This is a genomic window from uncultured Gimesia sp., assembly GCF_963972345.1.
Classification (GTDB): domain Bacteria; phylum Planctomycetota; class Planctomycetia; order Planctomycetales; family Planctomycetaceae; genus Gimesia.
In genome coordinates, this window is record NZ_CAXAVM010000176.1 from 1 (window position 1) to 15,013 (window position 15,013).

The following is a 15,013-nucleotide window of genomic DNA, read 5'->3' on the forward strand; positions in this document are numbered from 1 at the left end:
TAACAGAAATGGTGTCAGCAAAGTGGCGAAGCAGGCCGCGATGACCACGAAATAACGCGTGAAAAGATTTGTGGCGTAGCGTTCCACCATTTGACAGATCAGTAGCAGCGCAATCAGCATCGGAATTAAATTAACGGCGATCAGGATCAGATGCGCCACATCGTGAAGGTTCCGATTCAGGTTCAAACCCGTTGTGGTTTTGATGCACCAGTAGAGACCCGCCACCATGGTCGGGAATAACGGGGGCTTGGATGAATAGAAGTGGCCATCGTGCCTGACCTTGTCGATGCTGGACCAGCCCGGACGATCATTGATGGTATCGATCTGGTAGGTGCCTTCTTCTACCAGGGACCAGACCGTGCACCAGCGGGAACGGTCATTGGCGCTCTGCAGCGGCGCGCTGTTCATGATGGCGGCCAGGCTTTGTCCGCACGTGACAGTGATCAACAGGAGATAGACTGTCCACCGCAGTCGGGAATTCTGCGAGGAGGGATTCAAAGAATCGTCTGAGAGCGAGGTAGCGGAACTGGTCATGTCACTGGAACGGTTTCTGAAAGAGCGCAGGATGGTTTGGTTTCAGCAGGGTAAATCAAATCGAGAGTCGCTGCGCAGCTGGCAACGGTCTCAGCATGCAGATTATCTGATGCTACAGAAAAAACAAACGGGGAATCGCGGCGTTTAGGTTCTGTTTTTGATTTTTTTACAACGATTCCAGTGGAATCAACGCGCCTTCCAGGTGATTCCGCTCGAATCAAACGGGCAGGGAGGTACGATCATCAAAGCAGACGCGGGCTGAGAAATCGAAGTCAGCGACAGAACCGGAATCCTGCCTGGAGAGTGTGATCAGAAGAGTTCGTGGATCGGTTCGCCATTTTCGACGGCAAAAATAGGACGGCCTTTGTCATCGATATAGTGCGTATCGAGGGGGACACCCATGTATTTATAGATGGTTGCCGCCAGATCTCCGGGACGAACGGGACGGTGCTTGATTTCGCTGCCGTCATGTTCGCTGGCGCCGATGACCTGTCCATGGTTCATGCCACCGCCGGCCAGACACATTGACATGACGACCGGCCAGTGGTTGCGGCCATCGGAACTGCCCTGGGTTCCCGAGGTGGGAGAGCGACCGAATTCCCCCATGGCGATCACCAGCACGTCATCCAGGATCGATCGTTCTTCCAGATCGGACACCAGCGTCGTCAACAGATGATCAAACAGGGGGAGCAGCGGACCAAGGCCATTTTTGATTCCGCCGTAGGGAGGAATGTTGTCACCATGGTTATCCCATGTTCCGGATGCGGTATGATAACTCAAATCCAGGGTGACGAAGGAGCTGCCTGCTTCCACGAGTCTTCTTGCCAGCAGAGCCTGCTGACACCAGAGGTGTTTTCCATAGCGATCCCGGGTTTCCGTGGATTCCTGGTTGAGGTCGAAGGCGTCCTGCACGCGTTGTCCGAGTACCATGTCATAGGCGCGACGGCTGTAACTGTCGATGGCCTGCATGGAACCGGCCTGATCGATGCCGCTCCGCAACTGATCGAACTGCAACATCAGGTCACGGCGGTTTTTCATTCGGTCAAACGAGAGCCCGGGAGCAAACTGAAACATTTTTCCGCCACTGGTTGTCCCGGTGTCATTACCCACCATGTCATAGACGGGCAGGTCTGCTGCATCGTTGGCGATAAAAGGATCATACTGCTTGCCCAGGTACCCGCCCCAGGCAATATGAGAGTCATGTTTCATGAACGAGACATAAGGGGGCATGCCGGGATGATTGGCGCCGTGATGCTTGGCCACAATCGATGCCATCGCCGGGTACCGGTCACCTTTCCGGTTAGTACGGGGCGTGGCGAGCAGGTTGGCGGTCTGCATGACCTGATTGGGTTGATGGCTGCTCATTTTGGGATCGACGGATCGGATCAATGTGAAACGGTCCATCATCGCCGCCTGTTTGGGCAGCATGTCTGTGATCGTGATGCCGGGGACCGCTGTTTGCGTCACGCCGAACGGACCGCGGTTTTGAATGGGGCGGTCCGGTTTTGGGTCCCAGGTATCAATGTGGCTGGGGCCGCCGGTCATCCAGAGGAGAATAATGCTTTTCTTTGATGGTGTTGATTTGCCGGCCTGTTGCAGCTGATCAGAGGCTTTCAGCAGACCAGGCACAGAGAGCCCGGCCAGTCCCGCCAGGGATGCTTTCAGCATGTTGCGGCGACTCTGAACCACCAAACCTTCGCGAACCAGCGGGTTAAATGCTGTGAAAGCATGTTGTGTGTGAGTCCGCGAATGTGGGCCGAATTTCATTCCCGATTCCAGTTCCGGTTAATATTATTAAAGTCTGAGCAGCAGGACTTCTTATATTGTTAATCTTATTAAATATATCGTCAAGTCTTGATGTGTTCAATACGATTCTCTGCTACCTGCAGAAAATAACGCTAATTTGGTCTGATGAGGCAGGTTCTGCCGTTTTTAAACGGTGTAAACGGAGTGGAGTTTTCTGATTGGAAGCAGAGGACTCGAAATGATCTACGCCGGATTATTTCGATTTGTCGGCCGTGGTGATCTGTTCGAATGTAATCCAGTTCAGACAGGTATTGGTACCAGCGTCAGGTTTTCCAATCTCCACGGTCAGTCTCCCATCTTTGACTGTAACCTGGACCTGTGATTCCTGAAACGACCCGGCGGTGGTGGCAAGATCCTGGATGATCTGACTTCCTTCGACCGTGACCCACTGTCCGATCTGATCATGTCCGGAATCTCCCACACAGACCGTAACCTGCCAGACGCCATTGGGAACCGTACATTCCCAGCGGTCATGATCGCGGGTAAACACGAACGTATCACGATACGCTTCCGGTAGCTGTTTGCGCTGGCGAACATTCTGGCGCAGATCCCGCTGCCAGCCAAACCTGCGTTGCGGATCAACGACGGCTCCCTGGTCTGATTCAAAGCCTGTGAGCGGGGGAGTCTTTTTTCCCGCAAAATTAATCCGGCGAATCGACGTGTTTTTTTTGAGATTCAGAATGCCATCCTGATCGGGCGGGTTCACTGGTTTGTGATTGCTCCACTGAACCGGCTCGCCGGGCGTAAACAATGTCGGATCATCCCGATCGGGGATGCCATCCGCGTCAGCATCGTCTGGTTGCAAACATGTGTAAGGGAGCAAAGGCAGATCTTTCAATCCCGCCCATAGCTGCTGACAGAATTCTCCGCGACTCAGGTTTTCGTTGAACATCAACGGGAGGTTTGCCACATTGACCGATTGAATTGCGCGTCTCTGGATCTGTTCGCGCCAGGCGGGAGTGGCAGCCGCATCAGGCTGGAAATTGACTTCGCGAATTTTCAGAGGTAACACGCCCCGCGCGGCCAGTCTGTTGACGGCGATGAAGGCGGGATGCGCGGGAGCCAGATCGCGGTAAGGCCAGATCAGCAACGCGACGCCAGTTTGTGAGCCGCCGCACAAAGCCGTTCGGACCTGTTCCAGTTTTTCCCGATCGTAGGGGATTTCACGAGGTGCGATATCGTGTTGTAGTGAAATCGCAGCTGTTGCGCCGGCGGCCTGGCCGATGGCGACACACTGATCGTGCAGCCGAATCGCAGCACTCACAATGCTGCTGTATCCCACATTTTTCTGGGCACCCAGTAAGCCATCCATTTCGACGGGAACCAGACTTCTCAAGGGGAACAGGCTGCGATCACTGACCAGGCTGGTATTGCGGCCCGGTTTTTCGTAATCGATCCAGGGGCCTGAATTGCCTTCCGCTTTGAGGTAGGCACGTCCGGTACGATGGAAGTCGTAATGAAACTGCCAGGCGAACAGGCCGTCCGGATACAGGACCTGCGAGAAACGCTCGCGCGCGAATTTTTTGTGGGGGCCATCCTGATTGCGTCCATCCTGTTCGCGCATCATATACATGGCTTTTAAACGCAGGGACTCGCGGATGTAAGGTTTGGGAGGCAGGTGGTCCGCGGTTCCAAACTCGTTGCTCAAATGAAAATGGCGGAAGCTGTTGGTTTTATCGGGAGCCCGTTCATGGACGAAATTCTGCAGATGATACAACAGGCTCAGGGAATGCCGTTTAGCGTCTTCGAAAATAATCTGTCGCTGCGGTCGTGTCATTAACACGATGTTCTTTTCGGATGCACCAGGTTCAGTCGCTTCGAGTGCGTCTACGACATGCCGGGGTAATCGTTCCAGTGGATAATCCTGACCGAGCATGTAATTCAGCAGGATGCTGGTACGCTGATCATTGCTGGTCTCCCCATCCACGATCCTGCGCACCGTAAAAATCGAAAGCTGTCGCGGAGATGCTTTGCCTTTATCGGGCCAGTGCGGGATTGATCCGAGCTTGACGGGACGGTCCCATTTCAGATGTTTCATCTCCGCCAGGCTCAGTTTGGAAGTGCGGACAAAATTCCGATCGTCGTAGCGTTCCGGCTGGGGAATGGGGGTCTCCCCGTCTGATTCTTCCACGACCATCGCCCAGGTGATGGGATTCATTTCATTGGCAGGGTAGTCTGATAAATCGACGGGCGCGCTGGGTTCGTGATAGCGAGAACGGGGGTCTGCACCCAATTCAAAGTCAGCACCGGCTAACTGGATGACGTCGCCCCAGTCAGAGGCATCGATCGTGAGTGGCGCCTGAATGTGTCTATCTGGCTGCTCTGAACCGGTGGGAGCCAGCCAGAGTCCCGTTAATCGAGGATGTGCGCCTGTCTGTTCGAGATCGGCTTTGACGGGGTAGTGGCGCGTGATGAGTGTGACCTGACCATTGTCAATGTAAGGCTGCAGCAGTTCCCGGAAGATGGCTTCTGCTTCTGCAGGACGAAATGTGGACGGGCCATGAAAAGGGCGTCCCGGCATGGGAGAGCCGTACTTTTGCGTATTAAAAGCTTCGATCCGGTCCATCAGTTCTTTGAACAGTCCGCTGCGGTGGAAGGAACGCTTCATGGGATGCCAGTCGACTCCCCAGCCGACTTTCCCCGGTCCTTTGTTCTCATCTACGCAGGCCAACGCCTGTTCGGTATATTGCCCGCCCAGCCAGTCACCGTCCAGGACAAGCGTGATGGATTTCACACCCTGACGGGCAGCCTGAATGGCGGCGGCCCAACCGGATTCTGTGCCTCCCACAATCAGCAGGTCCGTTTTCTGAACCGGCAGTTCTGCACGGACGGTATTCAGCACGGGACAGATGAATGCCAGGAAAGCGAGTGCGACTGTTTTCATAGGGCGTCTGACCTTACCAGGAAAATATTCAGGTTGCATCGGTTTGTTCATCATAGGCAGAGAAATACGGAATGTCATCTCAGGAACTGTTTGATGACTCAAAAAAAGATTCATCGAGAGCGCGATACAAACCGGCACAGATTTTGCGATTCTAAAGATTATTGAAAAAGCCGGTTTTTAGATTCCACATCAGCCCAAAATTGTCGCAACCCTGCGGGTTCGACAAGCAGTTGAGCAGGCAGACTGAACCAAGCGATTCATATTATTTTATTTCATCCAACCTATTTCCAGGAGATGCTGATGACTCGGTTAGTTTCAAGTAAACGCGGATTCACTCTGATTGAATTGCTGGTGGTGATTGCCATCATTGCAATTTTGATTGCGCTGTTGCTGCCAGCTGTACAACAGGCGCGAGAGGCAGCCAGGCGTTCACAATGTAAAAACAATTTAAAGCAACTCGGGCTGGCACTTCATAATTATCATGAAACATTTTCTGTGATGCCACCGGCGCATATCGGTCGCTTTACGACACCTCGATTAATGGCCAGTGGTTTGACAATGATCCTGCCCTACCTGGATCAGGCAAATCTTTATAACCAATATAATTTTGACGGTTGTGCGACCACACATTCCAGTATCACAGGGACCTGTGCCGGAACACTGTCTGCTGGTGATGATCCTGTCACCAATGGGAATGCAGCAGTCGTCAAAACACTCTTGACCGTCTTTTTATGCCCCTCGGATTCGGGAACCTATCATACTTCTCCCACAAGCAGCTATGGGATTTCAGCGACCAATACAGGAACCGGTGGTGCCAAGACAAACTATGACTTCATTACGATTACACCTTATAACACTTGTGAAGACTGGGGAGCGACTACACCTACCAGCCGCTGCATGTTTGGCGATAACAGTAAATGTCGCCTGGACGATGTGAAAGACGGAACCAGCAATACCATGATGGTCGGTGAAACGACGCGCAATGTTTATAACGGCGGCACGAATGCCTGGGGATACCGGGGTCACGTGATGGTCGGCTTGAACCTGGTCTCTTATCCGATCAATCGGTTCTGGTACAGCTCTGCCGTCCCACAGCAGCAGCCTCAGGGAAAGCTCGGCAGCTGGGCGTATGCGGGAAGTCTGCACACCGGGGGAGCTCACTTCACACTGGCGGATGGATCGGTTCGCTTTATCAGTGAGAACATTGATACCACCACCCGACAGAACCTGGCCCGGATGGCTGATGGGAATGTGCTGGGGGAATTCTAAACGCAGACACTGTCGCTGGAAGTTGTTTTTTATGAATTCGATTCTACCGCTCCTGAAATGTCTGACACGTCAGTCAGCGGGATGCCGCAAGAAGTATTAAATTAAACCCGGACTGATTCTGTTCCTGGAAAGCCAGAGAGAACAGTCCGGAATTATCAGGAAATAAGTCATGTACTATCGTTTGAATCTTGGTTTTCTGTTGGTGTTTTTCGCAGCAGGTTTGTCTGGTTGTGGTGGAACAACGGTTGCCGAATCGTTGCCGGATACGGCACCCGTTTCGGGAGTGGTGACATTGAACGGGAAACCGATCATGTCGGCGACCGTGACGTTCGTCCCGATGGGAGCAACGAAGGGAGTGGAATGTGTCGGCGTGACTGATGAGTCAGGGAAATATAAACTGCAGCAGATCCGGGGAGCCGAGGGGGCGCCTGCAGGAGAGTACCGCGTTGTCATAAATTATTACCTGAAAGCCGACGGAACTCCGATTAAAATTGATGGATCGGAAGCGCCGGCAAATCTCGGCGCAGACGAAGCACTGCCACCGGAATACAGCAGTTTCACCGATTCCAGACTGACCGCTCAGGTGACAGATGCCGGCGGTGAGTTTCCTTTTGAGTTGAAGGTTAAGTAACACAATTACCTATACGGAATTCGCGAGAAGGCTGGATAACGGCGTGCGTTTGACCAGTAATTACATGAAAAGCAGCCACTCTGCACTACTGGGGAAGGGAATGTCGTCCAGGTTCCCGGTCCTAAGTTTCAGTACAAGAAAAACCAATCATAACACATGCCTTGAAGCAATTCGGGCGTGTGTTTTTGTATTTCCCTCACACACGGGTCGCGGCGGATTCTGTCCCTTAGGAAGCGGTCAGCCTGAATGGGAGCCCCTGTTCAGGGGCTGCGCTGCCAGTATTCAGTCAGGAAAATTAAGTTGGTTAAGAAAAAAGGATTAAAGCATTAATTAACTAAAATAATTAAAATCCATTCGATGTGATCTTGCTATTAATAAGGGGATTTTGATGTAATTAAAAGATCCCAATCTGGGCATTCCGCTCTATCTGAGACTTCTATACTAGATTCAATAATTAATTACTCACCTTTCGATATTAATTCAGTTCTTTTTTTCAGGAGTATTGTGATGCATCATTTTTCGAGACGCAAACGTGGTTTTACTTTAATTGAGCTGTTAGTGGTGATTGCCATTATTGCCATTCTGATTGCCTTACTTTTACCGGCCGTGCAGCAGGCCCGCGAAGCAGCACGCCGCAGCCAGTGTCGGAATAATCTTAAGCAACTGGGACTTGCCCTGCACAATTATGTTGATACGACTGCCGGTGTGATTCCCCGGGCCGTCAATCATTATAATACACCCAACTGCTGTTGTGTCACTGATAATGGGAACTATGCCCATACGATCTACACCATGCTGCTGCCTTATCTGGATCAGACCAATTTGTATAACCAGATCAATTTTACGGTCGATCCACAGAACGCAGCCAATGCCGCGGCACGACGAACCAAGGTCACGGTCTTCATGTGCCCGAGTGCAATCGTGATTGATGATGCAAATTACGCGCAGCATAACTATCCGACTGCCAGTGCCAATCATGGTTATGGGCTGTGTGGACGACACGGGTCCAGTACGACCAACGGTCTGTTTGCCTCTTCCTGGGGGATTTACGATACGGACCTGGCTGTTATTGTTGGTCCACAAATGAGAATGCAGAATATCACTGACGGCACCAGTAATACCATCACCTTCTCAGAATTCGCCAAGGGTCTGGATTACGTCCTGCCTACCTCTCATAAGAATAATATGGGACGCAGCTGGTATGACCCCACTGTGGGCTATGGCAACATCGGGTTCTCGACTCGAATTGATGCGACACCAAGTAACCCCAAACCAACTTACAGCACCACGATCAACTGGGGTACCGTCGGCAGTGCGCATACCGGGGGCGTACATTGTGGATTCATGGACGGAGCCGTGCGTTTCATCAGTAATAACATTGATGGCCGTCAGTGGCAGGCACTGTGTACTCCCATGGGTGGGGAAGTCGTTCAGGTTCCCTGATCCTGATTTGTGGATGATTTAAAATCTGTTTTTCTTTTCAATACACACTGGTGTTTCTCAGTGTGTATTGCTCTTTATTTTGAATGATTTAGGAAATGTGAAACGACAATGAGAACGATTCGATATCTACTTCTGATGATTCCCGTAATTTTCAGTCTTCTCACCCTGGGCTGTTCCGAACAGAAAATGGCCGATCCCAGTGAAGCGGTGGAAATCACCGGTGTGGTCACACTGGATGGTAAACCGCTGCGGGATGCAGAAGTGACGTTCCTTCCCGCTGACGGCGATCCACTGGTCGGTCCAGCTCTGGCCGTTACAGACAGCAAAGGCAGTTATACCCTGTCTGTCAATGCACCCCGTGATTACAAAATCACCGTGGATCGAATGACGAATGGCGGCCCCAACCCGGCGCTCAAAGAGTACCAGGGGGAAGCGACTTCACTCAAAGCGGGAGTTTCGAAAGAGAATACGTCCTTTGATTTTGATCTGACCAGTTCAAAATAAGCTGACGCATTGAAACCAATCACAGGCTGGCGGGAACTCTTTCTGCCAGCCTGTTTCGTTAACAGAGATAAGACAACGCAGTCACTCAAGCCTGACAATCGGTTCTATTCTGATCTGGTTAGGCGCACCTGAATTCACCACACCTGCCTGGAACGGATCAAGCTGCCGGACAGTCAGCGCCACATCCTGTGCAGACTGAAAGCTGAAGTTCCTGAAAGGGGTTGCTGCCTGGATCAGCGTCGTTCCATACAGCCCCGCTTTTGAACCGGGAAGCGGGACTCAAGATTTCCTGCATTATCTGTTTGAAAACGCTTTTGCAGCAAGCGGATGTGTGGTTTAATGGTATTGAAAGTCTTCGCATAAACCCGTTTGGAAAGTCTGTGCCTGCGATGTCTGAATTTACCGAAATGATGCGTGCGGTTGAGCAGGGAGATCGGGATACGGCTGAAAAATTATTGCCTCTGGTCTATGATGAATTGCGTAAACTGGCGGTAGCTTATTTAGCGAAAGAGCAGTCTGCCCATGCGAGGCAAGCCACTTCTTTAGTCCATGAAGCATATCTGCGACTGGTGAGGAACGACGGAGAATGGAATGGCGAAGGCCACTTCTTCGGGGCGGCTGCAGTCGCCATTCGCCGCATCCTTGTGGAAAATGCGCGGACGCGCAGAAGTCTCAAACGAGGCGGGAATGCCGTTCGCCTGGAACTGGAAGATGTGAATCCCACCTCATCGCCCGAACCGATAGAAGATCTGATTGCCCTGGACGAGGCGCTCAACCGGCTCTCCACAGTGAACCCGCAAGCCACTGAACTGGTTCAACTACTTTATTTCTCCGGGCTTACGTTGGATCAGTCTGCGGAGGTGATGGGGATGTCACCCCGCTCGGCAGACCGGCTGTGGGCCTATGCGAAAGCCTGGCTCCGCCGGGAAATGCGGAGCAATTTTGAGAATTCCTGAAATTTTCTGACGTCCTCCGCCGCGACTCTGCGCACTGAATGGTAGCGAGGTTCAAAGAGATCAGCCCGTCTCCTCTTTGTTCTGTTTACCAGATTCTCCAGTTGCGTGAGGTTGATGCGTGTCTTTATTATCCCGAAACATAGTCTCTCTGCTGATTGTATTTCTGATCCCCTCTGTGTTACCGGCCGAAGAGATAAACGCTCGCGTGCCGTTTCAAAACAGAATGCTTGAGGGCTGCGACGCGGATCTGAACTCCTGGCGAGCAGATACAGATCAGACCGCTTTCGAGTTGTTTGAGGGGCCATCGCAATCGATGCAGCGGACTAATCATCCCGAGCAGAACCTGGACCAGGTGATCATGATCCTGGCTTATGCAGAACAAGATCAGGGGAAGAGCAAAAAAAATGACCTGGAAACAGCCCAGCAGGAGTTCAAAGAGCGGGTCGAAGCTGCCATGAAGTCGATTGATGAGCTGTTCGAGAAAGAGAAGGCGACTGCCATCAAGAGGGGCAATACACATGCTGCCGATTTAATCGAACGACAACGGGAACGGTTTAAAGAGAAGCGAATTCTGCCCTCGGTCATCCGGACAACCCACTTTGAGAAGGAGATCGTGATAGCGGTGACGGCACTACAGAAAGCCTACCACAGTGAAATTCTGGAATCGACTCGCGACGGTAACAAGGCAAAGGCATCCTTGCTGGAGACAAAAGCCTACAACGAGATCTCGGCTTACGTATTTGATGGTCGTCGAACTTACGTACGCGAAGGGGGGGCCGTGTATGCCATTCAACCGGATAACAGCTGGCTGGAAGTGAAGAATAAAGGCAAGAGCCACGTTCGCTTCCATGAGGTGGCGCGTAAGTCAGATTATATCGAATTGAAAAGTAAAACCACAGATGTTCGCGCCCGCCTGTACAATGACCGGGTCTCCGCGAAACATGGATATTATCCCTGGCGGCACTTCAAAAACGGGCGCTGGGCCCAATAGGTTTCAGCAGAAAAGCTCCCGGATTTTGAGAGAGGAGCAGGGGGAACGATTGCTGATTAATCAGCCTGTTTTTAGAGAGTCCTCTCTTTCTTGGAGTGAGCCTCAATCGCATAATAGGGAGCATGCGTTGATCGTGATATTTTGTGACAAAAATAACCGCAATACGAACAGATGAATCATGCCTGACTCCCGTACCCGGAAATATCAGGGTGAACCATTTAATGAAATATAGAATATGAACGAACAGGAAATATTTTACGAAGCACTGGAAATCGACGATGTGCAGAGCCGATCCGTGTTTCTCGATCAGGCATGTGGCGACGATCAGCGGCTGCGACAACAGGTCGATGCCTTGCTTGAGGAGTTCGCGCGATCGGGTGAGTTCCTGGGCGTTCCCGCCATGGAACAGATCCGGAATGCCAGTGATGTGACACGTGTCGCATCAGGTGATGTCGACCCGCAGGTAAGTGACCTGGATCTGAGTTTCCTGGAACCGCCGACGGTTGCTGGTTCGCTGGGCAGCCTGTGCCATTATGACATTCAGGAACTGATCGGTCGGGGCGGATGCGGGATCGTATTTAAGGCGTTCGACCAGCGGCTGCACCGGATTGTTGCCATCAAGGTCATGACGCCCGCCATGGCGGTGACTTCCCCTGCCCGTAAACGGTTCCTGCGCGAAGCCCGGGCCACAGCGGCAATTCGTCACGAAAACGTCGTCAATATCTACGCCGTTGAAGAAGCCCCGCTCCCCTTTCTGGTCATGGAATATATTGATGGCAAAACTCTGCAGCAGGTGCTCGACGAAAATGGTCCGCTTGAACTCCCGACCATCTGTCGACTGGGCAAGATGATTGCACACGGGCTCGAAGCAGCACACCAGCAGGGACTGATTCACCGCGATATCAAACCGGCGAATATCCTGATCGAATCAGGCACAGGTCAAGTCAAGCTCACCGATTTCGGTCTGGCCCGCGCGGCGGATGACGCCAGCCGATCCCAGAGCGGCATCATCGCCGGGACCCCGCTGTATATGTCACCCGAACAGGTTCAGGGCATCAGACTTGATCAGAGAAGTGACCTGTTCAGCCTGGGCAGCGTGCTGTATGTGATGTGTACCGGTCGGGCTCCCTTTCGCGCCCCGTCGACGCTCGCCGTACTCAAACGGGTCGTCGATGAGCAGCCACGCAATATCCAGGAAATCATCTCGGAAATCCCCGACTGGCTGGTGGCCCTCATTCATCAACTGCATGCGAAAGACCCTGAAAAACGTTTTGCTTCGGCACAGGAAGTCGCAGACCTGTTAGCGGGTAATCTTGAGCAGAATCTTCTGAATCAAAATCCCGTGGATGAGCCTGCTCCTGCGAATCCGAACCGATTACGTATTGGTCGGTTTTCGTGGATCAAGGTTGCGGCGGTTCTGATCCTGCTGCTTTCGAGTTTCGGCTTCACCGAAGCGACCGGCATCACCAATGTGCGGGGAACCGTGATCCACCTGTTCTCGCCTGAAGGGACGCTCGTCATCGAAGTCGACGATCCCGGCGTCAGTGTTTCCATCGACGGCCAGGAGATGGTCATTACGGGAGCCGGCGTGAAAGAACTCCGCCTGAAACCAGGACAATATCAACTGCAGGCGACCAAAGAGGGAGAAGTCCTCAAGCAGGAACTGGTCACCATCACCCGGAATGGACGACAACTCGTACGCGTCAGCCGGGAACCGGCTTCCACTGCCATAAAGTCAGTGGAAGGGGCATCTCAACCGACCGATTCAAAACCCGTTGATCCCGACCGTCGTGCTGCCGAGTATGTCCTCTCCATCGGAGGAAAAGTCCGATTGAACGATGACAGCCGTCACGGAGAGAAAAAATTCATCACATCTATCAAGGAGCTCCCTGACAGTCCCTTTCGACTGACTCACGTCGAGCTGATCAACAATAGGAATGTTACCGATACCGGCATGGCTGCATTGCGAGGTACGAAGAATCTTCGTTTTGTGAACCTGGCCTATTCTCCTGAATTCACCGATGCGGGTCTCGCACACCTGAGTGACAATCGCGGATTGCAGCGGCTTGATTTATGGGGGACAAATATCACAAAGAAAGGAATAGAATATTTTGTCGGATTTCCCGATCTCCGCGATCTTCGGCTGGGTGACACGCAACTTTCAGCAGAAGATCTCTCGATATTGAAACAATATGTGAGTCTGCAAAAACTCGAAATTTTGATGCTCACTCTTACCCAGGCGGATGACAGTACACTTGCTATCTTGTCAGACGCTCACCAGTTAATACAACTGAATCTGGAAGAAACCGATATTACTGATGTCGGCCTGAGCTATCTGGAGGAGAATCGAAATCTTGAATACCTGTATCTGAAGGGAACGAAGGTAACAGCGCCGGGAGTCAGGCGGCTCTCCAGGATATTACCGAAATTAGATAAGGACTGGAACGAACCGGAAAAGCCCAGTACTTCTTCAGCGTCAATGCTTTCAAAGACAGATTCCAAATCCGTTGATCCCGACCGTCGCGCCGCTGAGTATGTTCTCTCCGTCGGGGGAAAAGTCTGGGTTAACAAAGACTCGGCATTTACGGATAAGAATGTGATTCAGACGCGCGATAAGTTGCCTTCTGAACCATTTCGTTTGACACACGCTGACTTGCAGACAAATTCGCGCGTGACCGATGCCGGGCTGGCAGCGTTTCGTGGGACAAAGCACCTGCGGGGAATCTATCTGACAAACTCGACGAATGTCGGTGACGCGGGGGTCATGCACTTGCGAGAGAACAGCAACCTGCATGAGATCCACTTGTGGGGAACGAAGGTTTCGGGGAAGGGACTGCAGGCGTTCGCAAACTGTAGTGAGATCATTGATTTCTACATCGGTTATACCCGTGTGACGGATGCCGACATGGTTTTCTTTCGCAACTTTGCCAGCTGGGAGACACTGCGGTGTGTCATGATCTCGGGACTTGATATTACAGATGAAGGAATTGCCAATCTGGCTGGCGCGCCGCGGCTGGGCCAGATCCACCTGGAAGGCACGAAGATTACCGACGCCGGGCTGCTTGAGCTGGCGAAGTGCCCTAAGTTGGGGCTGATCTTAGCCTATGGCACAAAGCTCACCCCGGAGGGGATCGAGCGATTCATGCAGGCGAGGAACGGCAAGTGCGGCCTCCTGTGGGACGAGCCGGGAATGCCCCCCGAGAGCGTGGGGGCTGTGGTTTCGAACGAACCTGCTCCCCCCGAAGTCGATGCTGACTTTTCGCGCGTATGGCGACTCACCACCATGCAGCCTCAGGAAGCCAGGTACGGTTGGGAACCGGGACCACGACGCGTATTCGTATCGCCGAAGTTAAATCGGTGTCACGAATACCTGGTCGTCGATCAGAGAAGTTCGATTACATGGTCGGTTCCTGAGGGGACGCGCAGTTTTACAGCCACCGGTATGTACAATTTCGGAAGCTACATCAGCTTCAATGTCGTCTTTGATGGGCGGCCTGCCAGCAGTAACGGAGTGACCCGGATACAAAACATCGCCCTGGACGTTCCCGACGGCTGTCGTACCATTACACTCTGTGTTGGCCGCGTGACGGATAAAGCCGAGTTTTATGCTGGCTGTCCGGTGTACTGGCTGAAGCCCCGGTTTTATGACTTACCACTCACCGAGGCACATACTGCCCCCGAGACGGAAAACTTTACGAAGCTCACGACACTCAAGCCGACTGAGGGAGACGTTAAAATCGTCCATGATGGCTCCTATCAGACAAATCCGGATGAACTCACAATCGAGCCCCCCGCAGATGGCGTATTACCATATTGCTCCGACCTGCTCTGGGCGCATGCGAATTCGAAGATCTCCTACGACATCCCGGAGGGAGCGCAGCGATTTCGAGCAATCGGAACGGGATACAGAAGCCGTTCGGTTCGGTTCGCAGTGCAGTTCGATGGTAAGGAAACGTATCGCAGTCCGATCGCAGGCATTGTGTCGATCGATGTAC

At 52.4% G+C, this 15,013-nt stretch carries 10 protein-coding genes; 7 read left to right on the forward strand and 3 right to left on the reverse strand.

Annotated features, from left to right (window positions below):
* From AACZ40_RS22605 to AACZ40_RS22615, 3 genes are all read right to left on the reverse strand, one after another.
* On the reverse strand, positions 1–534 hold a 534-nt coding region (locus tag AACZ40_RS22605; RefSeq protein WP_339675949.1), incomplete at its 3' end, for a hypothetical protein.
* Between the two features lie 309 nt (positions 535–843).
* Positions 844–2,301, reverse strand: a complete 1,458-nt coding sequence (locus tag AACZ40_RS22610) for a DUF1501 domain-containing protein (RefSeq protein WP_291167143.1) — start codon at positions 2,299–2,301, stop codon at positions 844–846.
* Between the two features lie 232 nt (positions 2,302–2,533).
* Positions 2,534–5,224, reverse strand: a complete 2,691-nt coding sequence (locus tag AACZ40_RS22615) for an FAD-dependent oxidoreductase (RefSeq protein WP_339675952.1) — start codon at positions 5,222–5,224, stop codon at positions 2,534–2,536.
* 300 nt (positions 5,225–5,524) lie between these two features.
* Here AACZ40_RS22615 and AACZ40_RS22620 point away from each other — a divergent pair, with 300 nt between their 5' ends.
* From AACZ40_RS22620 to AACZ40_RS22650, 7 genes are all read left to right on the forward strand, one after another.
* Positions 5,525–6,493 carry a DUF1559 domain-containing protein gene (locus AACZ40_RS22620; protein WP_291167147.1) on the forward strand — a complete coding sequence of 323 codons (969 nt, stop codon included), beginning with the start codon at positions 5,525–5,527 and terminating at the stop codon, positions 6,491–6,493.
* Positions 6,494–6,662: 169 nt separating this feature from the next.
* Positions 6,663–7,124, forward strand: coding sequence for a carboxypeptidase regulatory-like domain-containing protein (locus AACZ40_RS22625; RefSeq protein WP_291167149.1), 462 nt, complete (start codon positions 6,663–6,665; stop codon positions 7,122–7,124).
* A gap of 507 nt (positions 7,125–7,631) precedes the next feature.
* Positions 7,632–8,567 carry a DUF1559 domain-containing protein gene (locus tag AACZ40_RS22630; RefSeq protein ID WP_291167151.1) on the forward strand — a complete coding sequence of 312 codons (936 nt, stop codon included), beginning with the start codon at positions 7,632–7,634 and terminating at the stop codon, positions 8,565–8,567.
* A 108-nt stretch (positions 8,568–8,675) separates the two neighbouring features.
* Complete coding sequence (locus AACZ40_RS22635; RefSeq protein ID WP_291167153.1) at positions 8,676–9,071, forward strand: carboxypeptidase-like regulatory domain-containing protein; 396 nt, start codon at positions 8,676–8,678, stop codon at positions 9,069–9,071.
* 389 nt (positions 9,072–9,460) lie between these two features.
* Positions 9,461–10,027 (forward strand): ECF-type sigma factor, encoded by a 567-nt coding sequence (locus tag AACZ40_RS22640; protein WP_291167155.1) that lies wholly within the window; start codon positions 9,461–9,463, stop codon positions 10,025–10,027.
* A gap of 313 nt (positions 10,028–10,340) precedes the next feature.
* Positions 10,341–11,018, forward strand: coding sequence for a hypothetical protein (locus tag AACZ40_RS22645; protein WP_291167157.1), 678 nt, complete (start codon positions 10,341–10,343; stop codon positions 11,016–11,018).
* 235 nt (positions 11,019–11,253) lie between these two features.
* Positions 11,254–15,013 (forward strand): protein kinase (locus tag AACZ40_RS22650; RefSeq protein ID WP_339675955.1); only part of this gene is annotated, 3,760 nt, incomplete at its 3' end.

Bases quoted from the DNA above. Each gene is read 5' to 3' on its own strand.
- AACZ40_RS22615 (WP_339675952.1), bottom strand. From the start codon at position 5,224: ATGAAAACAGTCGCACTCGCTTTCCTGGCATTCATCTGTCCCGTGCTG.
- AACZ40_RS22625 (WP_291167149.1), top strand. From the start codon at position 6,663: ATGTACTATCGTTTGAATCTTGGTTTTCTGTTGGTGTTTTTCGCAGCA.
- AACZ40_RS22610 (WP_291167143.1), bottom strand. From the start codon at position 2,301: ATGAAATTCGGCCCACATTCGCGGACTCACACACAACATGCTTTCACA.
- AACZ40_RS22645 (WP_291167157.1), top strand. From the start codon at position 10,341: ATGCAGCGGACTAATCATCCCGAGCAGAACCTGGACCAGGTGATCATG.
- AACZ40_RS22620 (WP_291167147.1), top strand. From the start codon at position 5,525: ATGACTCGGTTAGTTTCAAGTAAACGCGGATTCACTCTGATTGAATTG.
- AACZ40_RS22630 (WP_291167151.1), top strand. From the start codon at position 7,632: ATGCATCATTTTTCGAGACGCAAACGTGGTTTTACTTTAATTGAGCTG.
- AACZ40_RS22640 (WP_291167155.1), top strand. From the start codon at position 9,461: ATGTCTGAATTTACCGAAATGATGCGTGCGGTTGAGCAGGGAGATCGG.
- AACZ40_RS22635 (WP_291167153.1), top strand. From the start codon at position 8,676: ATGAGAACGATTCGATATCTACTTCTGATGATTCCCGTAATTTTCAGT.